General features: G+C 34.9%; 17 protein-coding genes and 1 pseudogene. 15 read left to right on the top strand and 3 right to left on the bottom strand.

Annotated features, from left to right (window positions below):
- Window positions 1-86: 86 nt before the first annotated feature.
- From TX86_RS17770 to TX86_RS17740, 7 genes are all read left to right on the top strand, one after another.
- Window positions 87-917 carry a flagellar hook-basal body protein gene (locus TX86_RS17770; protein WP_042350967.1) on the top strand — a complete coding sequence of 277 codons (831 nt, stop codon included), beginning with the start codon at window positions 87-89 and terminating at the stop codon, window positions 915-917.
- A 51-nt stretch (window positions 918-968) separates the two neighbouring features.
- Window positions 969-1799: a flagellar hook-basal body protein gene (locus tag TX86_RS17765; protein WP_042350965.1), complete on the top strand. Its 831-nt coding sequence runs from the start codon at window positions 969-971 to the stop codon at window positions 1797-1799.
- Window positions 1800-1818: 19 nt separating this feature from the next.
- Window positions 1819-2076, top strand: coding sequence for a DNA-directed RNA polymerase subunit beta (locus TX86_RS17760; protein ID WP_042350964.1), 258 nt, complete (start codon window positions 1819-1821; stop codon window positions 2074-2076).
- Window positions 2077-2173: 97 nt separating this feature from the next.
- Complete coding sequence (fabZ, locus tag TX86_RS17755; RefSeq protein ID WP_042350963.1) at window positions 2174-2602, top strand: 3-hydroxyacyl-ACP dehydratase FabZ; 429 nt, start codon at window positions 2174-2176, stop codon at window positions 2600-2602.
- Window positions 2603-3017: 415 nt separating this feature from the next.
- The gene (locus TX86_RS17750) at window positions 3018-3473 is read left to right on the top strand and encodes an ATP-binding cassette domain-containing protein (RefSeq protein ID WP_230203674.1); all 456 of its coding nucleotides are present in this window, start codon (window positions 3018-3020) and stop codon (window positions 3471-3473) included.
- A 150-nt stretch (window positions 3474-3623) separates the two neighbouring features.
- Complete coding sequence (locus tag TX86_RS17745) at window positions 3624-3977, top strand: hypothetical protein (RefSeq protein ID WP_042350962.1); 354 nt, start codon at window positions 3624-3626, stop codon at window positions 3975-3977.
- Between the two features lie 461 nt (window positions 3978-4438).
- Entirely contained in the window at window positions 4439-4837 is a 399-nt protein-coding gene (locus tag TX86_RS17740) for a hypothetical protein (protein WP_042350961.1), read from the top strand.
- 275 nt (window positions 4838-5112) lie between these two features.
- On the opposite strand, the gene TX86_RS17735 is transcribed toward TX86_RS17740, so the two are convergent.
- Window positions 5113-5556: a YwpF family protein gene (locus tag TX86_RS17735; RefSeq protein WP_042350960.1), complete on the bottom strand. Its 444-nt coding sequence runs from the start codon at window positions 5554-5556 to the stop codon at window positions 5113-5115.
- Between the two features lie 305 nt (window positions 5557-5861).
- On the opposite strand from TX86_RS17735, the gene TX86_RS17730 reads away from it, so the two are divergent.
- Both TX86_RS17730 and TX86_RS17725 read left to right on the top strand, forming a co-directional pair.
- A complete protein-coding gene (locus TX86_RS17730; protein WP_042350956.1) occupies window positions 5862-6221 on the top strand; it encodes a single-stranded DNA-binding protein in 360 nt (119 codons plus the stop codon).
- Between the two features lie 50 nt (window positions 6222-6271).
- Window positions 6272-6505 (top strand): hypothetical protein, encoded by a 234-nt coding sequence (locus TX86_RS17725; RefSeq protein WP_042350955.1) that lies wholly within the window; start codon window positions 6272-6274, stop codon window positions 6503-6505.
- Between the two features lie 827 nt (window positions 6506-7332).
- Here TX86_RS17725 and TX86_RS17720 read toward each other — a convergent pair.
- Both TX86_RS17720 and TX86_RS17715 read right to left on the bottom strand, forming a co-directional pair.
- Entirely contained in the window at window positions 7333-10170 is a 2838-nt protein-coding gene (locus tag TX86_RS17720) for a DEAD/DEAH box helicase (protein ID WP_042350954.1), read from the bottom strand.
- Window positions 10160-11752, bottom strand: coding sequence for an SWIM zinc finger family protein (locus TX86_RS17715; RefSeq protein ID WP_042350952.1), 1593 nt, complete (start codon window positions 11750-11752; stop codon window positions 10160-10162). Before TX86_RS17715 ends, TX86_RS17720 begins: the two co-directional genes overlap by 11 nt.
- A gap of 265 nt (window positions 11753-12017) precedes the next feature.
- Here TX86_RS17715 and TX86_RS17710 point away from each other — a divergent pair, with 265 nt between their 5' ends.
- The 6 genes and pseudogenes from TX86_RS17710 to TX86_RS27875 form a co-directional block, all read left to right on the top strand.
- Complete coding sequence (locus TX86_RS17710; protein WP_081707742.1) at window positions 12018-13451, top strand: hypothetical protein; 1434 nt, start codon at window positions 12018-12020, stop codon at window positions 13449-13451.
- A gap of 398 nt (window positions 13452-13849) precedes the next feature.
- A complete protein-coding gene (locus TX86_RS17705) occupies window positions 13850-15274 on the top strand; it encodes an N-acetylmuramoyl-L-alanine amidase (protein WP_336469866.1) in 1425 nt (474 codons plus the stop codon).
- Window positions 15275-15358: 84 nt separating this feature from the next.
- Window positions 15359-17323 carry a S8 family peptidase gene (locus TX86_RS25890; RefSeq protein WP_052343732.1) on the top strand — a complete coding sequence of 655 codons (1965 nt, stop codon included), beginning with the start codon at window positions 15359-15361 and terminating at the stop codon, window positions 17321-17323.
- Window positions 17324-18055: 732 nt separating this feature from the next.
- Window positions 18056-20029 carry an S-layer homology domain-containing protein gene (locus TX86_RS17695; RefSeq protein WP_042350950.1) on the top strand — a complete coding sequence of 658 codons (1974 nt, stop codon included), beginning with the start codon at window positions 18056-18058 and terminating at the stop codon, window positions 20027-20029.
- Window positions 20030-20292: 263 nt separating this feature from the next.
- Window positions 20293-22305 (top strand): S-layer homology domain-containing protein, encoded by a 2013-nt coding sequence (locus TX86_RS17690; protein ID WP_042350949.1) that lies wholly within the window; start codon window positions 20293-20295, stop codon window positions 22303-22305.
- Between the two features lie 533 nt (window positions 22306-22838).
- Window positions 22839-23192 (top strand): annotated as a pseudogene (locus TX86_RS27875) (S-layer homology domain-containing protein); the annotation flags it as partial.
- Window positions 23193-23448 lie beyond the last annotated feature (256 nt).

Below are 23448 nucleotides of genomic sequence, written 5' to 3'. Positions count from 1 at the left end.
TTACTAGTCTCTGGGCGCTGAAGCTAGACATCGATTTAGGTTCGAATTTATATAATTTCTTATCTTCATATAAAGGGGTGAAGGTTTTGCTTAGAGGTTTTTACACGGCTGCCACAGGTATGATTGCGCAGCAACGAAGAACTGAAATGTTAACGAATAATTTATCTAATGCGAGAACGCCAGGCTTTAAAGCAGATCAATCTAGTATGAGAGCATTTCCTGAAATGTTAATACAACGGTTTGATAAAACAAATATACCTACGGAGAAAGGCTTAAATCTTCCGATGAATTCATTTGTAGGTGGCTTAAATACAGGTGTATATATGCAGGAAGCGACTCCTACTTTTAAACAAGGGAATTTGCAAGAAACAGGGAATAAAACAGATATAGCATTAATTGATGTTGCTATGCCTGTTAACGAAGAAAACGGGAAGAATGGAACAGTCTTTTATACAACTATGCATCAAGGTCAAATTTGTTACACACGAAATGGAAATTTCACACTTGATCAACAAAAGTACTTAACTACCTCTGGTGGTTATTATGTTTTAGATGCAGCAGGACAGCCTATTCAATTAAATAGTGATCAATTTACAGTGAGTAGCAATGGCGATATTTATGATAATGGTCAGTTTGTTGCAAGCTTAGGTATTGCTTATGCGGAAAATCCGTATGCGCTAGTGAAAGAATCAGATGGCATGTACTATTCAAATGACGGTCAACTACCAGTGGCGAATAATGTACCTGGTGTTCAGTTTACGTTACAACAAGAAGTGTTGGAACAATCGAATGTAGATCCATCTAGAACAATGACTGAGATGATGACAGCTTATCGAGCATTTGAAGCGAACCAAAAAATTCTACAAGCTTATGATCGAAGTTTAGAGAAAGCTGTGAATGAAGTGGGGAAAATCTAATTTAATTAAGTTGAAAGTTATTTGCTGAAATTTCATAAGGGATGGATAATAATGAATCGTACAATGATAACGGCTACTAATACATTATCACAGCTACAACTGCAGATGGACATGATTGGTAGTAATTTAGCTAATGCGGATACTACTGCATACAAAAGAAAAGATGGTACATTTAGTGAGTTGCTTGTTCAACAATTCAACAATCAACCTCGTGAGGATAAAGAAAAAGGACGTTTAACGCCTAATGGAATCCGTCAAGGTGTAGGGGCACACTTAGGTTTAATCAAAAATATCCAAACACAAGGAAGTATTAAAGTAACTGGGAGACCATTAGACGTAGCCATTACAAAAGAAAATTTATACTTTAAGATTAATGTAAACAATCAAGTTCAATATACAAGAGATGGTGCATTTTATTTATCACCAACAGGGGGCAATCAATTAAGTCTTGTTACAAACAATGGAGACTATGTGGTTGACCAAAATAATCAACCAATTGTAATAAATGGAGATGCAAAAGACATTTCATTTAAAGAAAATGGTACACTTATGGTAACATCATCAAATGGTACTACTCAAAGCTTTCAGTTAGGTATGGTATCTGTACAAAACCCACAATACTTGGAGCATAAACAAGGTAATGTTGTAGGGTTATCGGAAAATGCTGCACAATTAGGAATAAATGAAGCAGACATATTAACTGAATTAACAGGTGCTTTACGCCAAGATATATCGCTTCAGCAAAATGCATTAGAGGCATCTAATGTAGATATGTCAAAAGAATTGACAGATTTAATCAATGTTCAGCGCCAATTTCAGTTACAATCTCGCTCAATAACGATGGCAGATCAAATGCTTGGCCTAATTAATGGTATACGTTAAAGGAGTTTGAACGATATTTATGGAAACAAAACAACTTACCAGAGAAGAATTTAAACAAGAACAACAACCTAGTCAACAAGATGAGAAGCCAAAGAAAATCCGCATTCGTCTGATTCCAATCTGGTTGAGAATCGTTATAGTTATTTTGGCAATTGTTTTTGCTGTAACGATCGGCTGTGTGGTTGGCTATAGTGTGATTGGAGAAGGCAAACCCTCAGAAGTTTTCCAAAAAGAAACGTGGAGCCATATTTTCGATTTAGTTAAAAAAGATATATAATGGACATACAAAAAGAAACCCCTCTTTAGAGGGATTTCTTTTTGTATAGAGAAAAGTAATTACAAAGAAATTCTTAATACATATAGGGGGTTTAGTAATGTTAGATATTACTGAAATTAAAAAAATCATTCCACATCGTTATCCATTTTTATTAGTAGACAAGATTATTGAATTAGAAGAAGGAAAGCGTGCAGTTGGTATCAAAAACGTAACAGCTAATGAAGAGTTCTTCAATGGACATTTTCCAGACTATCCTGTTATGCCAGGGGTCTTAATTATTGAGGCTCTAGCTCAAGTTGGAGCAGTTGCACTTCTTAAAAAGGAAGAAAACAAAGGTAAAATCGGTTTTCTAGCTGGTATTGATAATTGCCGTATTAAGAAGCAAGTAAAACCAGGTGATCAATTACGATTAGAAGTAGAACTAACTCGTCTACGTAGCTCGTTCGGAAAAGGTAAAGCAGTAGCAACTGTAGATGGCGAAGTGGCATGTGAAGTAGAAATCTCTTTCGCACTTGGTGATAAGTAATCATTTTAGTTAGCGTTATCGTAGGATAGTACCGTGAATATTGGTAGATAACGGTATTGTCTAGGTAACAAGCATGAATATATGAAAAAAGTGTTTACCAAACAAAATTTATAAGTATAATATAATAATGTTGTTGAATTCATTTACTGATTTTAACAACCTGAATGATGATAATTTATATAATTATATGGTTTGGTAAGCCGAGAAATCATTCGCCCGTTGATAGGCTGAACTTTAGTGGTTCAGTCTTTTTTTTATGGAATTTTACAATTACATATCAACAAGTAGGCTTTAGCATTATTCACTAATGATAATCATTAGTGAATAATGCTAAAGCTTTTTTGTCATATATAGTAATGTCGTGCTGCTAACTAGTTAATTTTAGCAAATTTTCTATTATAGGAATGGGGTTCAGGTGATACTACTCATTATATATAACTTATTAACTAATGCTACAGCACTTGAAAATATTATTCTTTCCATGAACATTAGTGGCAGTAAAATAAAGGATAAAGAGTCATTTGCTTATGATTTGGTAAATAAAGTAGGAATTAATCGTGAAAAAGCAAATCGAAAAGTATTAAAACTATCTGGGGGAGAGCAACAACGTGTCGGTATAGCGCGCGACCTATCACATGATCCAGATATTATCATTGCCGATGAACCAACAGGTAACTTAGATAAAGATACAGAAGAAAATATAATGAATATTTTGCTGTCTCTAGCTCACGATAAAAATAAATGTGTAATCGTAGTTACACATTCGAAAGCAGTTACTAGTTATGCCGATGAACTATGGGGATTGAATGCTGGAAATTTAGTGTTTGTAAAAGAAAAGTATGAGGTTAAGACGCAAAATACTCGTTTTTGATGGAAAGGAAGTCTCTATGTAGACTTCCTTTTTCTTTATACATTAAAAAACATCATCGTTTTTTATGAAATCATGTAACTTTTTCGTTTTTCAGGACAAAATATGAACTGACCATTACATAGGTCAACATTATTGAAAGGAGGAAGACGAATGAGTAAAAAGCTATTAGCACTAATGAGCGGATGTGCCTTATCAGCAATGTTATTAACGGGTTGTGGAAATAATAACAATGATAATACACCAGAGGTAAACGATGTGAAGGAAAACGTTGAAGAAGGTGCAGAGGACGTTAAGCGTAACATTGAAGAAGGTGCGGAAGACGTTAAGAACGGCGTTGAAAGAGGCGTAAACGACATTAACAATAATGGTGTAAATAATAACAGAGTCGATGAAAATGGAAAAGAAATCGTTCCTAACGATACAGTTCCTAATAATAACGTCGATGAAAATATGAACAACGTTGATAATACAACAGATAATACTGTTGAAGAAAGACGTAGATAATAACGATTTGTATTATTAATTGAATAATCTTATGTAAAGTTAAAGTAGAAGGCTGTCCCGGAAGTGATTTATAATCCCTTTTGGGGAGCCTTTTATCAATTTTCTCCCTTTTGTTGTAATGAGCTCATATCTTTTCTGATTGCTTTCACATACATAGAACATAATTTATGCATTCAAGTACAGACCTTGATGGTGTAATGCGAAAAATGTGGTAAAATGGTAGTGGTTATAAACTTAAGGAATTCCGTTACATGAGATTACGGTAATTCAATATTGCACATAATAGCATTTCAACAAAAACGGTATAGAAAATAAGGGTAAGTTATTTAAAATCAAGCTCTTTTGATTTCAAATAACTGAATACTATAAATTGTATTAATTGTTATTTTTTTCTATATGTTTATGTTTTATTTTATGTTAGTATTTTAACAAAATTATGTAACAGGGGGTATGGAGGTTACATGTTGAAAAATCTTTCACCTGGGATGAAAATCAGCATTAGTCGATCCATTTATACGGCGTTTGAAAATTATATGAATTCTATTCAATGGGATGAGGAAAAGGCGAATATTGAACATTTTGTACAAGAATGGAGAGAATATATAATTCATCACGCATCTTGGTACGAGAAAATAGATGACGAGATTAAAGCAGATCCGGCTTTTCACTCAGCGTTAGCTACTAAAATTAATCAAACAATCGATAAAATTCTTAATGAAGCACCAACAGAAGAGCAAATGTCGGAAATTGACACATTACATAAGGAAGCGGAAGTAGAAGAATATTCTTATTCTTGTCGGGCAGAAGCGCGTTATGTTATTGATCAATTGCAAAAAGTTATAAAAAAAAACGAGAATTAAATGAACAAGCTAGTGAGATAGAATTAACTGAAGCGGTAATTATTTATCATTTAGCGTATAATGAAGAATTACCAATTCGTAATTATACAAAGGCTGATATTCTGTATATTATTGAGCAATGTAATTTAAAATTGCTAGATCCAGACTTTGATTTTTTAGAATCAGATATCATTCATTAATGTTTTTAATGGAATATTTGCAAAAAAGAAGCTATGCCTTATAGAGGCATAGCTTCTTTTTGACTTGTAGTATAACCATAAGGAAGGGCTTACATTTTACATGTGATTCTTTTTAGCAGCAGAGATTCGTGGTCGTAATTGTAATTTTTCTTTAAATTCACCTATTAAATGATCTCCATCTAAACCCTTTGTGATCAAATCTTCGAGTAATAATCCAGCATACTCGGCTTGATTGGATACGATACACCCTTCGAATAATACACTGTAATATTGATCTACTTGCTTAATGGTTAAAATTTCGGTGTCAAAAGTAGCTGGGGTGTTCTCTTTTTTCGTTATAACGACTTGGATACGTACGTGGTATTTTCCTTGTGTTGCCTGTAAGAGGAGGTCATAGTTCTCCTTGTTAATAAAACCTTCAAGTAACCAGCGATTTTGTTCATCTTCTTTGTTGATAATTAATCCTTCTGTTAATTCGATATCAACTAGTTCTTCCTCAGAGGTTACAACTTGTAATGAGACAAGTTTAAATGATTTCACAGTATCCCTCCGTTTCATTGTAGACTTCGTATACTAGACTTTAATGTATTTTAATTATAGCATAGAATTTTTACATTTAATGAAAACACACAGTAACAGACAAATTATTTACAAAAATGCGAAAAAAGTAGAACTATAGAATTTTGTTGGATATTTAATCGTTTAAATACGTTTTTTCGTTTAAGAAAATAGTCTTTTGCTCTAGTTTACAATGGTATATATATTATTTGCCTGTTTTGTAATTCAAATAATTGTAAGTAAGATAAGGATATGAATTGTCTTTTAGGACAGAGAGGAGGGGTGGGGTGAACAGAGTCATTTTAGTGGGAAGATTAACGAGAGACCCTGATTTACGATATACAGCAAATGGTCATGCCATTACCAATGTAACATTAGCGCTTAATCGAAGGTATAGAAATAACACAGGTGATTTTATTACTGATTTCATTTCATGTATTATTTGGAATAGAGCTGCTGAAAACATAGCTCAATATTGCCTGAAGGGTGCTTTAATTGGTATAACAGGTAGACTGCAAACAAGAAACTATGAGAATAAGGAAGGTAAGAGAGTTTATGTAACAGAAGTTGTGGCAGATAGTGTTAAATTCATGGGCAGTACATCAGCGGGCTCAGCTAATATGACATCAGGAACTATAGAAGGTTGAATGAATAAGGTCTCGAGGAGGTGAGACGCAATAAGGAAAGAGGGGAAACAATGGATCAAGAACAGTTACTTCGAATGGAACGATTAGTTAGTGATTTAATTAAATTTATCGCGCAATCACATGTGAAGCTATGCTCATACGAAGAGCAAATCTATCAATTGAAACAACAAATGTTAAGCTTTGAAGAATACGTACTTGTACTATTAGAAAAAGAAAATACTCACCACAATCCTCTAGTCCCATCACAATCATACCTACTTCCACATTCTACTAAAGATAATTGAATTTTATTATATCCTCAAAGTTTACCTCGTAACAATGCTCCGAATACCTCTAAAAATATAGAAAATCGTTTTTTCCTCATTAGATGGGACTGCCAAGCGCAGTCTATTTTTTTGTTATGAATTATTTAGAAAAAGGGACGCTTGAAAAGAAAATTATAATCACTTTTCAAACGCCCCCTTATAATTTTTAGCTATAGGAAGAAGGGTATATAAAATTCATTACTAAAGACCGGTGACGTTTTTTCTGTGTCTAACCTTACACCTGCTATGCTCGGAAATAAGCCAAGCTGTTTTGAAAACCAAAAGAGGGTTTTCAAGAACAGCTTGGCTTACCAATGGTGTCTAGCTTCAGCGACCAGCCCCTCGAGTCATAAGCCATCTCGCTTTAGAAATTAAAAGCGTATTTCTTAAGCGAGCCGTCTTATGCTGGTCGGGGCTAAACGGGTCACTTCAGCATTTCAATATTGCCGCATAGCTCTTTTTTGATTTGGAGTAGTACAAGAAGCATAAACATTAATCAAAAAAGACCGGTGACGTTTTTTCTTATTCTCTAGCTCCAGCACCCAGCTCCTAGTATGTTTCACCCCCTTCCCTACGATAAGTCAACAACGAATCGCCTAACGTCTCTTCGTGTTGTCTAGTTCCGAACGCCATCGGCTCGAGGTCATAAGTCAATCAGTCCAGAAGGTTAAAAGCGACCTTCTAGTCAGCTTGCCTTATGCTTGTGACCGATAACCGGGCGTTCTCCACATTTCGGTGTTTCCTTTATCGAAAGGAAGGGGGCTCCAGCATATACGGAGCTTAGTAGGGCGCTTGCGCTTTTCTAATTACCCTTGTAGGGAAACTAGTTCTTTGATTTCTTCTGTGCTCATTTCTGTAATCCAATTCTCACCTGTAATGATTTCATCATTTAGTGCTTGTTTCTGATCAAGCATTTTATCAATTTTTTCTTCTAATGTACCTGTGCAAATAAGCTTATGAACATGTACGAAACGATTTTGCCCAATCCGATAGGCACGGTCAGTAGCTTGGTTTTCGACAGCTGGATTCCACCAACGATCATAGTGAATCACGTGATTAGCTGCTGTTAAGTTTAAACCTGTGCCACCTGCTTTCAATGAAAGAATGAAAATAGGAAATTCACCGTTCTGGAAGCTTTCAATCATAGTGTCACGTTGTTTCTTGCCAAGGCTACCATTTAAGAACGGAACTTTGTGTCCATACGTTTTTTGTAAAAGGTCTTGAATCATCTCACCCATGCCAATATATTGAGTGAAGATTAAGCAGCTTTCCTTCTGCTCGATAACAGCATCTACAAGCTCGAATAATTTCTCCAATTTACTAGAGCGAATGCGAGCATGATGAGAATCTTCTTCTTTTAAGTAAAGAGCAGGGTGATTACATAGCTGTTTTAACCTACCAATCATCTGAAGGATAAGCCCTTTTCTTTCAAACCCATTTAGTTTTTCAAGTTGTTTAAATGTGTCATTAATGAGTTGCTCGTATAATGACGCTTGTTCAGACGTAAGCGGAACAAATTCTTTTTGTTCAATCTTATCAGGTAAATTAAGGGCTACGTCCTTATCCTTCTTCGTACGTCGCAATAAGAAGGGCTGAATATAGTTTTGTAGTTCTTTAATTTTATCTTGCTGTCCATCACGTTCGATGCTTGTTACGAACTGGTCTTGGAAAGCCTTTAATGAACCTAAATAACCTTTGTTTATGAAATCGAATATTGCCCATAACTCACTTAGACGATTTTCCATTGGAGTTCCTGTTAATGCGATTTGATGTACACCTTTTAATTTACGTACAGAGCGTGACTGCTTTGTTGATGCGTTTTTAATGTTTTGTGCTTCATCTATAATGATACTGTTCCAGTACAATGAGCTCATTTCTTCTTGATCGATATGAGTCATACCGTATGAAGTAAGAATGACATCATACTCACTAGCGAATGCTTCAAAGCTCTCTCCTTTTGGTCTTTGAGCTCCATAATATAAAGCCACCTTTAAGGAAGGTGCAAAGCGTTCTAATTCTTTTTGCCAGTTGCCAAGGACCGAAGTCGGGCAAACGATCAAAGTAGCTTTTGTGGCTTGTGGTTTTTCAATAATATGAGAATCGTTTTGCATCGATAAAATATATGAAATAACCTGCACAGTTTTCCCAAGTCCCATATCATCGGCTAGACAGGCACCAAAACCATACTTTCTCAAGAAAAGAAGCCAGCTTACGCCTTGAATTTGGTAGGGGCGTAATTCACCCTGTAAGGTAGAAGGAGGCTGAATAATAGGAATTTGCTTCACTTCTCGTAATGAGCTGAACATTTTCTTAAGTTCTTGATTTAGTTCGAATTGAATTTTTAAGAATTCATTGGAATCGTCTTGAATGTCATCCATTTCATCATTTGTTAATTCCTGATAAAATAATTCACTTAATGGAATGCCTTTCTTCTCGGCGGTTTTCATCATATGTTGTATTTGTCGTATAAGCTCAGGGTCTAACTTCACCCATTGACCGTTTACATAGATGAGTCGGCGTTTATCGCTCACCATCTTTTGGAATTCATCTTCCGTAAGTTCTGTACCGTTCATGGAAATGCGCCAGTCAAAGTCCATCAGTGATTGTAGTCCAACGAAAGACGGTCCGTGAGAGGATGTACTTTTCACTTTTGCTTTTAGCTTGAGTGAGGACTGCTTTAATTCCGTCCACCAGGATGGCAGTAGAATGGTTGCGCCAATAAATAAAAGTTTTTCACTTGCTTCCGTTAAGAAAATCCACGCTTCTTCCTCGGTTAATTCCTTTTTAAACTGACCTTTTTCCTCAAGGTTTGGAACAAGTTTTAACCAGCTAGTGATATCTTCTTCAATATGATGTTCAAAAGCTGCCCATGCCTTAGGTAGTTTATGCTTACCATATACTTTAATAAGGTCTTCTTTCTTAGTGGAGCGCGCAATTACTTCAAGTGACCATAAACCTTCTCCATCTAATGGTTCAATCAATCGTAAACCAGTTGAGAAGGGTAGTTCATTATCTTCAATGCCAATCCATTTCTTCCAGCGCTCTTCTGTGAAATATTCCTGTAATTCTTGAGTGGATAATTGAGCTTGCTGTAAAGACTGGATTGCTACATTCCATTTTTCTTTTGTTAATGGATTTTGATGTAAACTTTCGTAAATAGCGCTGTTATACCATTTTTCAATAAAATCATAGGTTGTGATAATTTCCTCTGAAAAAGGGTGTTTTTGTTGCCAAAACTCTTCATCAAATTCATCAACTACACTATTTGGTAATGTCCATCCAATAGCTTGTTCATCTAATTTAGTAAAGTTAGGTACAGGTATGCCATCTTCCATTGCTTCTTGTAATGCAGGTGCAGCAGTTAAACATAGGAAGGAAAGCTCATCCCAATGCCAATCGATAAAAGAGAGAAAACGATCTTGTGCAAATAAGGAAAGAAGACCAAAGGCGTCAAGCTTTATTCCTTCGACATCGTTTATCTCTAATATGTTGAGAAAGCTCCCATAAAAGCTTGCTTCATCCCAAGCAAAAAGCCGTTTGGAATAACTTTTTGGCTGAAGAAAGTTTCCAGCTTCATCGTAGGCTGTTAGGAAGTATTCTCCTGTTTGTAAGAGTTCCGTATGTACGGTAATATTATTCAACATGAATTAGCTTACCCCTTTTCAACTCTTCTTGAAAGGCACGTAATCGAGTATTCGAAGATTGCACTTGATTAATATACCTTTCCCATTGTTCCAATTTCTTTTGTTTCTTATAGATTGTTCGAATTTTTTTAAGGTAACGAACCGCGGCTCGATAGCTTTGACGATTTTTACTTTCGATTTTTTCATTTACGATACTTGTATATAAAGGTAATAATAGCGAAGGGTCGCTATCTTGTATCATTTTAATTTCATCTTTTGATATATATTCAAGCTCCACATTGCTGTATATACAAAGTTCAACCCATTTACGATGCTTCCCACAATCCAGTAAATAATTACTGTAATACACGAATGAATAGGGTAGACAAACTTCGCAAAACTTTTCGAAGGTGTCCATTCGCTTATTGTTTACACAGTATTTCCTAATAGGTGGAAGTAGGAATTGTATGATCTCTTTCCTTTTATAATGACTTGCTGCGTGTGTGATATAAGCATTTATATTTTGCATGACAAACTTTAAAAATGGCTCTGATTTCTGTTCATCAACATAGCGTATCCAATATGTTAATAAAGGATAATCTTTAGGGTGTAATTGGCTAAGAAGCTTTGTCACATTCGCAGTATCTCCTGTTAAAAAAGAGAGATGAATAGATGCTGCTAATAGAGATTCATTCGAATTGGATTCGAGTTGTTCATTTAAAGACTGTAATTCTTCTTTTCTCCATGTTTTTTCTTTCAGCAAATGTGTCCAAATAGCTCTGTAAATATCAAGGCTAGATTGAGCTAGTTTTCCTCGTTCATTGAGTAGTTCATTAAGGTCATTGCGGATTTCTCCATAGAATTGATCGAAAGCAAACGGTCTAGATATACGAGTTAATTGTTCCATTACATACATCATGTTTTCAACTAGCTCTTGCGCTTCGTCTTCTAAAAAATTCTGCGCGTATGCTTTTATTTCATTCTTTTTGATACTACGTAAGATAAACAAATACGTTTGAAAGTAGCTTACAAACAGATAGAGCATTTTCCAAGGTGGCTCTATCGGCATTTTGCCTTTAAGGCGCTGAAAGTAAACGTCCCATTTTGAAGATAAAGTATAAGCTGGCTGGTATAAGTTATAGCCAATTTGTATGGTGTATGTATCTTCCATAAATGCTTTCCAAGAAGCATAGTTTCTTTCCAGTGGCTTATTCTCTTGAAAGAGTTCTTTTGCTTTTTGTAATTGCAGGGAATTACGTGTGATAGTAGGGCTATTTTTCTCGCTTTTCCATGCTTGAATCCAGTCACTCACGGAAGCAATGCTCGAATAAGATGTGAAAAAGGTTGCAAGTTGATGGCGACAAAAAGCCGCTTGCTTACATGAGCAGCTGCTATTCGTTGGTTCTGTTAAGTCTAGCTTGACTTGGCATGGGACAACATCTTGAACCGATGCTGTAATAGTGCCTTGTTCTTCTTGGATTTGATATACCATGTTTTGTCTGTAAAGCAAAAGTCCACGCTGCGCAGCTACAACATCTTCTGGTACTTTTGGATTGACAATCTCCTGTAGTTCTTTACCGAAGAACAGCAACTCATCTGACATTCTTTTAACCTCCGACCATTCAGTTTTATTATATATATCTTTAAGTATTGGCAATAAAAGGTGATTTTGACTCATGTTTATCTGCTTTTTTCTAGTGTGAAGATGTGTTTAGTAAAAAAGCATATTCTTTTATTATACTTGAAATGGATTCTGTTTTAAAAGGATGGCTCACTTGTTAAAGCGTAAAGCTATGCAAGCGTGAAAGGTTTAACTCTTTGGAAAGACAGGGTATGAGAGGGGAAGAATAGGATGGAAGTGAGTGTAGATGGCGATGACGGAGATAGGTAATGATAGTCGTACGGACATGGATGGTGCGCAATTTCAGTTCATGTTTCCCTTTAAATTAAAAAATAACTTTAATAAAAAATTAATGAAAAGCCTGCTTGAAAATGGATATGAATTTTTTGATTTAAAAAAGCTAGAACAGGAAAAAAGATTTTACGGTCAAAATCAAGTTTCACATCGTAGTTTGGAAAAATTCTTTCTTCCTAATATAGAGAGTATTCTGTTTCCTAGTTCTATAGAAGAAACAGAGTGTTTAAGACGATTTTCTAAGGCAATCCAGTTACATTGCGAGTTAACATCAAAAAAAATTAAAACTACATTTGATATAGTCTCGCTTGATATTATTATTTGTCCGTACCAAATTGGCATCATGAATATTCGAGTGGTTTTGCCAAGACGATTGTCATTGTCGGACACTCTCCAATTTAGTGATGAGTTCAGAGCAATGGAGCCTATTGTAGAGGATCAAACACACTGCATACAATATAAAGACCGAAGCTTTACGAAGGTCAGAGATTTTATTTTTCACGTTTTGTATTTGGATATAAGTAAGTATATTGATGATGATAATCAAAATTCTACATACTTCGGTAGTTTGCCGTTCTTTATGGATGAAAGAATGTTTGTTATATCATATATATCTGTAGATGAAGATAGTCTTTTAACGCCTACTGAACTGTTTCGTATTGGTCATTTATATGGTTATCGTGATGATGGAGAACCATTAATTGGAGCCAATAATCCAGAATATATTAAACGCTATTATGAAAAGCATGTGTATGATCGATGGGCTGATGAAACCTATTATGTTGTCAGTGATTATACCTTTTCGTGTGTGACGAAAAGTCAGAATAATAAACTACAAGAATCTCTTTCTAATGCTATGTATGGAAAGCACTTCTACTCTATTCTACTCTATTTCTTCTATAAAATTGCTCTTATGAAACTAACGTATGAGCAATCAGAAATAAAAATAAATAAAGATCAAGAACGTATTGAAGATTTGATTGTTAAAATTACTACCTTTTCTTCAAGGTATTTCTCTGCCGAAGTGAATAGTAGTACACACGGTAAAGAAATCTTTCAAATTGTAAAAAGTGTATATCAAATTGATTATTTATATAGTTATGTAAAGAAAACATTAGAAACTCTTTATCAAAATCATGAAAAATTAACATCTAAACGTCATAGTTATTTATTGCAAATATTGACCATCTATACAGTCATTTCGGGCATCTACGGAATGAATTTAGTTATCAAAGATTGGGAGGGGGAAATTAAGTGGCGTGTAATCTGGAGCTACTCTTTATTTGAATGGATTTCCTTCTTTGTTGCCATATCTGGGATTGTTGTGGGAATTATATTAGGTGTGTATGCTCTTAAAAAGTGGATTGTTCAATATGCGAAAAGATAAGAATTAGGGTTTTGTTAGAAGTGTTTACGAGGGAGTCTAACTTTGTAAAGGCTTCTTTTTATTTGAAATATAAAATTCAGTGAGATTTAGAGATTATTAAAATATATTGTTAAAGTTTTAAATAAAGAGTTAAATATATTACATTTGTATGTCTATATGATGATAAATAAGGATTTATCCCATTTTTCAAATAATTATTTGTTATACTATATAACTGGAAAGGACAAAACTTTTCAATTCACCCAAACTATTCGTTATACATATATATTAATTTGATGTATACGCATCAATCAATAAAGGTGGGCATTTACTATTTAATAATATAAAAAAATAGGTCTATTTTATCAAGTGAATGTAAAAAACTATGGTAATATAGAAAAAGTGTAGAAAGGGAGGAAATGGAATTAATGAAAGCTGTAAAACTACTACTTTGTCTCTTACTAGCTATGTCAACAGTTTTAACGGTTGGTCTAACTAAATCAGAAGCAGCAACTACTTTTAAAGACATAGGTTCAAACCATCGTGCCTATAAAGAAATTACATATCTAGGCCAGGGCGATATTGTCACTGGTGATGGAAAAGGCAATTTCGTACCAAATAGTATAGTGACACGAGGAGAAGCAGCGGCTATGATTGGCCGAGCTTTAAACTTAGATGGTACAAAAAGAGCAACAACATTTAAGGATGTTAGCTCTAATAATTTTGCATCTGGATATATACAGTCCGCAGTGGACAAAAAGATTTTATCAGGGTACGGCGATGGAACATTTAGACCTTATGCACATGTAACACGTGGAGAAATGGCAGTTATGATCAGTAAAGCATTTAATTATAGCTTTGGAAACACTGTATCAGGTGCCGCAAATGCATTAATGTCACGAGGAATTGCTCAAGGATTTAGTAATGGAACGTTTGGTGCAGATAAAACTCTTATTCGTGCAGACTTTGCGGTTTTTCTTGCAAGATCGATTGACTACACGTTACGTACAAAGCCAACTATTTCATTCTCAGGAACGAAATATGTAAATGTTGATTCACTTAATGTTAGAAAAGGTCCTTCTACTAAGTATGGCACGATTAGTGCGCTAAAAAACAATACAAAGGTAGAAATAGGATATAAAGTAGGAACATGGACATTGGTTAAATCTGGTAGTATAATTGGTTTTGTACTAGATTCATATTTAACAGGTAATATTTCTTCTGGTGGCGACGGTGGTAGTTCTGGTGGCAATAATTCACTTGCATCACAAGTGATTGTCATTGACCCAGGTCATGGTGGAAAAGACTCTGGAGCCGTAGGATACAATCTAACAGAGAAATACGTAGTGCTTGATACAGGGTTACGCTTACAGAAATTATTAGCAAATACACCGTTTACCGTAAAACTTACGAGATCAACGGATGTTTTCTTAGAATTATCAGAGCGTGTAACTTTTGCTAAACAAAATAAGGCGAATACATTTGTAAGTATTCATGCTAATGCTGCCAATGGTAATGCAAGCGGTTCTGAAACGTATTACTATGATACATCGAGAGCAGTAAATCCAAATACAGCTGATAGCAAATTACTTGCAGAGAAAATTCAGACTCGACTTTATAAAGCAATGGAACATAATAATCGTGGAGAAAAACATGGGGATTTGCATGTTATTCGTGAGAATTCCATGCCTGCTGTTTTAGTAGAATTAGGATTCATAGATAATAAGTCAGATAATGCTAAGCTAGCGTCTCCGACTTATCGTCAAAAAGCAGCAACAGCTATTTATCAAGGAATCTTAGATTATTATAAAGCTAAAGGTTTTAATGTAAATGGATTATATTAAAATGCGTTAAATGATTAAATTGATAAAAAGGAGTCTATTATAAGGCTCCTTTTTATATATAGTAAAATTTCAAGGGGAGAAACTATGAGGAGATATAGTAGTTTTCTAATCATTGCATTTTTTTTATTTTTTTTACCTTACAGTAGCAGTGCTGAAGCAGTTGAACAACAATCAAATAAGAATAGCCAACCACTCGTTGAGGAAACTATTCAAAATACAACGAGGGTAAACGTATTATTTAACAAACAAATTGATTACAAACTTCTTAAGAAATACAATTCAAAGGTTATACAAAGCTATCAAAAAGTCCCGGCTATCACCATTGAAATACAATCACATCTGATAGACTCACTCTTACAAGAACAATCAATACAAAGCGTTAAAGAAGATCAAGTAGTTAAGGCTAGAGGACAGGTTGTTAATTGGGGACATACTAAAATAAATCTCCCGGATAAATATCCATCCTCCTTAACCGGTAAAGGTGTCAAAATTGGCATTATTGATAGTGGGATTGATTATAATCATCCAGATTTAAAGGTAGCAGGTGGGAAATGTGTATTGGATCTTATTGATAATCCAGATGCGTGCGCACGATCTTACTATGATGATGATGGGCACGGTACACATGTAGCTGGAATCATTGCGGCTCAAGATAATGATATTGGTGTCTTAGGCGTAGCTCCAGGTGCTTCAATCTATGGAATTAAAGCCTTGAATAAAATTGGTGTTGGAACCACTTCTTCTATAATGGCTGCACTTGACTGGGCAATGAAAAATAATATGGATATTATTAATATGAGTTTAACTTATAGTGATGAAGAGCCAGCTATTCGAGAATTTATCAAAAAAGCCTATAATCAAGGGATTTTAATTATAGCTGCTGGTGGCAATAAGCGGCATCCAAATGGTAACGAAAATAATGTACAGTTTCCTGGAAAGTATCCCGAAGTAATTGCTGTATCTTCTTTAGGGAAAAACAATGATCTTCTTGCAACTAGTTCTATGGGAAATGAAATGGAATTAACGGCTCCTGGTGAGCTCATTTATAGCACATTACCAACCTCGCAAAATAGCTATGGTAACATGTCTGGTACGTCTATGGCTGCTCCATTTGTTACAGGAGTTGCTGCTCTTTATATGGAGAAATACCCAGAGTTAGATAATGTAGAAATAAGAGAATTATTACAATTGAACGCGAAAGATTTAGGATCTGTTGGTAGAGATGTGAGGTTTGGCTATGGCCTAGTTCAAGTAGATTCTGTTGTTTCTAATAAAACGAATATCGCGGTAGAAGAAAGTGCTGATAGTGTAGTTAATATATCAGTTGCACAATTACCAGAGAAAGCAACTGGCTATAATTTATATCGTTTTGATAAGAAAATAATCTCAAATGGAACCGATCGAAGTATAAAAGATTTCGGTTCTAAAGGAAAGATTCGTTATAAGCTTGTACCACTGATTAACGGAAAAGAAGATTTAACGCAAGCTAAGCTTTTTCATGCAAATCTATTATCACCAGTCGTAGTAGATATGAAGAATGATTATTGGTTTAGTCGTAACGTAATGTATTTGAAAAATGAAAAAATAATGAATGGATATGCATCTGGAGAGATTAAACCTTTTCAAAATATTACAAGAGCAGAGGCTGTTATTTTATTAGTAAATGCACTTGGTATTCAACCGGATGCGAGTGATCTACCTTTTAAAGATGTAACCAAGGATTCAGTTGGAGCAGCGCATATTGGAGCAGCGGTGAAAAATGGCATTCTTAAAGGGTTCTCAGATGGTACATTTCGTGGGCAACAAGCTGTAACACGTGCAGAAATGAGTATAATGATTGCAAGTGGCTTTCAATTATCACCAGCTAAATCTGTTAATTCGTTTAAAGACGTTAATCCAAATGTTACAGGATACGAACAAATAAATCGTATGACCTATCATAAAATCGCGGCGGGCTTCGGAGATGGTACATTTAGACCTTATGAAAAAATGACTAGAGGTACATACGCTGTATTTTTATCAAAAGCTAAAAATGAAAAATTAAAGTAAGACAAAGAACACAAAGCTCAAATCTGTTGAGTTTTGTGTTCTTTTATCATTTTTTTGTTTTAAAAAATGTAAAAACATATATAAAAAGGATATGGTGTGATTTTTTGTAATGCAAACATAAAATACGTAAATGGTTGTATCTGGTATCATAGTACTAGCGCCAAGTAAGACAGCGAAGTCGAATTTACAGATTTCCCGAACGAGAAAGCTCACTCTTTTAATATATAACTTTGTATAAAGTGCTGTCTTTCACTAGAAGCAGCTGTTATTTATAGCTCCTTTATTGGACATGTAGTAGTTGATATTATGATTGGTATAAATTGTATGGGAGCTTTTTGATTTGTATATAAAATAGGCAGAGTGATTGTAAAAAATTATTGAATTATATAGTAAATGAAAACAATAGATTACCTTTGGTCTAATTGGTAAACATATTTCTATGCTCAAAATACGATATGAGTATATAGTAGTATGTCCAGTTGTATCAAGGGAGTTTGGTATGCATTAATTTGGGTATAAGAGAATTAAAGATAATAAATCCCACAGGAAATGTTTTTTCTGTGGGATTTATTATCTAAAGATGGGAAGAAAAGTTCCTTTTGAATAATAATTTAGCGATTTAGTATTTTGTTATAAACTGTTTAATGGGGTAATTCAAAATTTTTAATTATAAGGATATAATTATATTAATATAGTATAAAAGAGTAATGTTTGATTGAAAGGAGATTTTTAATGAAAAAACTAGTTTCATTGTTTTTTAGTTTAGCGCTTTTGATTTTTATGTTACCAGTTTCACAAGTGTATGCTGATGATATTTCTGGTATTACATTGGAAAAAGAAATGAGAGATATGATCAATAGAGGAGTTATTTACGGTTATGAGGAAGGTATATATGCTCCGAATGAAAAAGTTAATCGTGGACAATTTGCAACTTTTCTTTCACGAGCTTTGGATTTACCTAAAGGGAAGCATCAATTCCCTGATGTGTCTCCAAGCTCAAAGTTGGCGGAAGGAATTAATGCCGCAGCAGCAGCAGGTATTATTAGTGGTTATCCATCTGGACAATTTGGACTTAATGACTTAATAACAAGGGAACAAATGGCAATTATGATTGATAAGTCGCTAGATTATTTAAAAATCACAAAAGTTAAAGGGGCTCTTACTTTTGCGGATGAAGCAACTATTGAATCATCAGGATCTAGACTTGCCATTTCATATATGGTTGGTTTAAAGATTATTGCTGGATATCCTAATCCGAATGGTAGCGGAACTGTGTTTAAACCAAAGAATGAAGCGACTCGAGCAGAAGCGGCTGCTTTTCTTTCACGAATGCTAAATCTTGATAGTACGCCTGCTCCTACACCGCCGGTAACAGTACATCCTTATCGAGTTGGTACAGTTAGCGCCACTGGGACGATTACACCAAGTACTAATTCTTATAAAACATTTACAGAGGCTTCTCGAGCTATTACCAATTCTACTAATCAAGTGATTTTGAAAAATAATAAAGTTGTCAAAATGCGTTACGGGCTTGCTGTTAGTAATCCGGGTGCAGGTAATGCAACAACGATTGTATATGAATCTGATATGAAGACAATTTACGCACCTATTTCCAAGGGGAATGAGCTGGAATATGTGACATCAGACGATAGCAAAGTCACAGTTAAGGTAGCAGGAAGAACGGGATATGTGAAGCATGAAGATATTACATTAATTCCTTCACAGGCACTGAAAGGTCGTTCTTATTATAGTGTTAATACAGCAGGTGACTTAGTACATACTATTTTTAATCATGACACAGCTAGCACAAGCTCATATATTGCTGGTAAAGCACCTTCAGCTTTAAAACAAGGTATGAAATACATAAGTTGGGACGGTGCCACGTTTGAGACTGAAAATGGAGCTACTGTAGGAACGTTTTATCAGTATTTTAATATGCTTCCAATACGTACAAGCACGAAGTATAGTGCAGCTGAATTAGATAAATATATTGCAACAAAGTTAGCAGAGGTGGAAGCATTATATAAGAAGAATCCCTCCTCTTATGCAAAATATAAAGATGCGACCAAGAAAAGTAAATTAATAGGTCTTGGAACAATAGCGAAAAATTTTGAGACATATCATAAGATTAATGCTCTTGTAATTGTTGGAATGGGGATTCTTGAAAGTGAATATGGAATGAGTAATCATGCTCAAAATAATAATAATATTTTCGGCATTAAGGTATATGATAGTAACCCGCAAAATGGTGAAGCTTATGCTTCGATTCGGGATTGTGTATCTTCACTTGTTACTAATTATTTAAATAAGAACTATATTCCGGTAGATGGAGCTTTTGCTAATGGAGGAATGTTAGGGAATAAAGCACGAGGTATGAATGTTCGCTATGCCTCTGATCCATATTGGGGACAAAAAATTGCTGGTCATATTTATCAGCTAGAGAAGGCGTTAGGAGGAAAAGATTACTTAAAGAGTTCTTCTCTATATAAGATTTATGAGACTACAACAGAAGGAGTAAATGTACGCTCTACGGCAGGTGTTACAAATACGAATAAGCTTTATACGTATCCGAAAGCTGGCTATCCAGTAGCTACTGTTGACGAGTCTTTAGACTCAGAGTGGCATAAAATATTATCAGATAGTAAAAGTGAGCGATATGGTTTTATTTCTGCACAATATACCAAAATATTACCAATAGCAAAATAATAATGAAAACCCACTCATAATTCGAGTGGGTTTTTATTATTACTATAAGACTATTACTATACTACTTATAGGTGTTAAATAGCTAGTTTTAAGTAACGTAATTATTGTTTTATTGTGATAATTTACTGATAAAATTCAAAAAATATACATATTTTTTTAATATTTAGGAGGATTTATAGAACTATATGTAGAAATTTGAGAGTAACATGCCGATAGAAAGAAAAATGACTTAGTTAACTTTTACTAATCGAAAGGAGCGCACTATGAAAAAGCTAGTTTCTATACTTCTAAGTTTCGTATTAATATTTTCGTTATTACCATTCACTCATGTTTCTGCCAATTCATTACAAAAAGAAATGCAGGCTATGGTGGCTCAAGGGATTATCACAGGTTACTCGAATGGGGATTTGGCTCCAAATGACTACGTGAACCGTGGGCAATTTGCAACATTCCTCGCTCGTGCACTTAAGCTTCCAAATGGAGAGAATCGATTTACTGATGTACCGAAAAATTCTTCGTTAGCGTCAGGAATTAATGCAGCGGCAAGCGCAGGTCTTATTACAGGTTATACAGCCACTAAATTTGGCCCAAATGATGCTATAACGCGTGAGCAAATGGCTATAATGATTGATCGAGCATTGAGTTATTTAAAAATTGGGAAAAAAATTGCAGAAATTACGTTTGTTGATCGAGATTCTATTAAAGCAACATCAGCCGTAGCAAATATGGTAGGCCATCAAATTATTCTAGGTTCTCAAACTACTGAAGGGTTGAAATTCAATCCAACTGAAAAAGCAACTCGTGCTCATGCAGCTGCTTTTATATATCGTATGTTAGCGGTCAATAATCAGAATGACCCATCCGTCGGTTTACCAGAAGAAGATAAACCAATAGCGCCGACTGACCCAGTAACACCGGAGAAGCCGGACTCCCCTTCAAAAGTGTATCCTTTTGCAATTGGAACGATTAATCAAAAAAGCAGTGTTACGCCGAGCTTAAAAACATATAAAACTTTTCAAGAGGCAAATGCAGCTTTCACAAATGATGCGAATCAAGTGATATTGCATAATAATAAAATCATAAAAATGAATAAAGGTATTGTAGTAGCGAAGGCTCCAGCATCTGGTTCAGCTACTAATGTGTATCAATCTAATTTAAAGACCTTACTATTAGGTGTTATGTATGGAAGTGAAATGGAATACGTCACTTCTGATGATTCGAAGATTACGGTTAAAGTAGCAGGACAAATCGGTTATGTGAATCAGAGTGATGCTTATTTACAACCAGAGGTTACTACAGAAAATCGCTCGTATTATGTTGTTGATGCACAGAGAAATCTGAAGCACTATATTTATAATCCAGTTACAAAGCAGTCTGCATCATACATATACGGAAAAGCACCAGTAGCTTTGGCGGCAGGTGAGAAGTATTATAGTTGGGATGGGGCTACGTTTGTTAAAGAAGACGGTACTGAAGTAGGGACATTCTATCAATATTTCAATGTACTTCCTTACCGTACAGCAACGAATTATAGTGCTGCGGAGCTTGATGCAATTATTATGAAGAAACTACAGTACGTAGAATCGTTGTATAAAAATAATCCAAAAGGTTATGCGAAATATAAAGATGCAACAAAGAAAAGTAAATTGCTTGGATTAGGTAGTATTTTAAAAGATTTTGAGAAGTATCATAAAATCAATGCTTTAATGGTCTTATCGAAGGCGGTTATTGAGAGTGATTATGGTATGAGTACAAACGCACAAACTAAGAATAACCTTTTCGGAATTAAAGTGTATGATAGCAATCCTTCAGCGGGTTCAGTCTTTAAGACTACTCGTGATTGTGTGGCAGAATTAGTTAATCAATATTTGAATAAAAAATACGTACCTGTAGATGGTATGTTCGCAAATAGTGGTATTCTTGGTAATAAAGCTAGAGGAGTAAACGTACGCTATGCAACAGATCCAAACTGGGGACAGAAAATTTCTGGGACTATGTATTCTTTAGATAAAGAAATGGGCGGTAAGGATTTTGAAAATAATCCATCTCCATATCAAATCTATGAATCTACAGCTAGTATGAATGTTTATTCTAAACCTGAAGCGCAAAACGCTAATAAAATTTATACATACTCGAAAGAGGGATTTGTGTTTGCTGTAACTTCAAAAGAAGAGAGAGCTGACTATACGTGGTATCAAATTCTTTCTGATAGTAATACAGATTTATATGGCTACATCGTTTCTAAATATGCACATCAATTACCAATTGCTAAGTAAGAGTAATATTGTTAGATAGATAGAGGACGCGTGCTAATATGCATGCGTCTTTTTTTTGAAAGATAAGAATATATATAAATTTGTTCGGTGTCTAGCTCCAGCGCCCAGTGACTAGTAGATTTCGCCCATCTCCCTACGATAAGTCAACACGAAAAAGGCTACCGCCTCTTCGTATTGTCTAGTTCCGAACGCCATCGGCTCGAGGTCATAAGTCAATCAGTCCAGAAGGTTAAAAGCGACCTTCTAGCCAGCTTGCCTTATGCTTGTCACCGATAAACGGGCGTTCTCCACATTTCGGTTTTTCCTTTATCTCAGTCGAAGTGCTCCAATCTATACGTCGCAAAACGGGCGCTTGCGCTTTTCTTATTTATGTTTTTTAATGTACTACTTTTGGGGTAGAGAAAATACAAACATTAAAAAATGGTACCTTTTATTCATTTCTATATTTCTCTTTCAATCTACTATATTTCAATAGCGTTTTATGATAAACCTATAATTGTGTGTAAATTATGAAGTGGAGATAGGAGAATAGCATGAAGAAAATCGCAACATTATGTTTAAGCTTGGTATTATTGTTTTCTTTCATACAAGTACCATCAACGTCTGCGGCTTCCAATGAAACAATTAGTGCTGAAATGCAGGCTATGATTGATATAGGAGTAATCTCTGGATATGGAGATGGAACGTATAGACCATATGGGAAGGTAACAAGAGCGGAGTTCGCTACATTTATTTCTCGTGCTCTTAAACTACCAGAAGGAGAGCCTAGATTTAAAGATGTGAATGTCAATTCAAAACTAGCTCCAGGAATTAACGCAGCTGCTAAAGCGAAAATTGTACAAGGAGTTACTACGACAACTTTTTCACCTAATAGTTTAATCACTCGTGAGCAAATGGCATTAATGATTAATAATGCATTAACTTATTTAGGGGTTCAACCAAAGAGTACATCTATTGTTGTACTTGATAGAAATGAAGTGACTTCATCTGTAACGATGAAAGCAATCTATAGCATGATGGGACTTAATATTATTAAAGGCTATGAAGCAGACGGTGGCATTCTGTTTAAACCAAAACAAAATGCAACTCGTGAACATGCAGCAGCATTTATTAATCGTCTGTTAACGATATCGGGAAAAATGC

Origin of the sequence: Bacillus massiliigorillae, assembly GCF_000380245.2 — a bacterium.
GTDB lineage: Bacteria > Bacillota > Bacilli > Bacillales > DSM-1321 > Bacillus_AD > Bacillus_AD massiliigorillae.
This window is presented reverse-complemented; position numbering and strand designations above follow the sequence as displayed.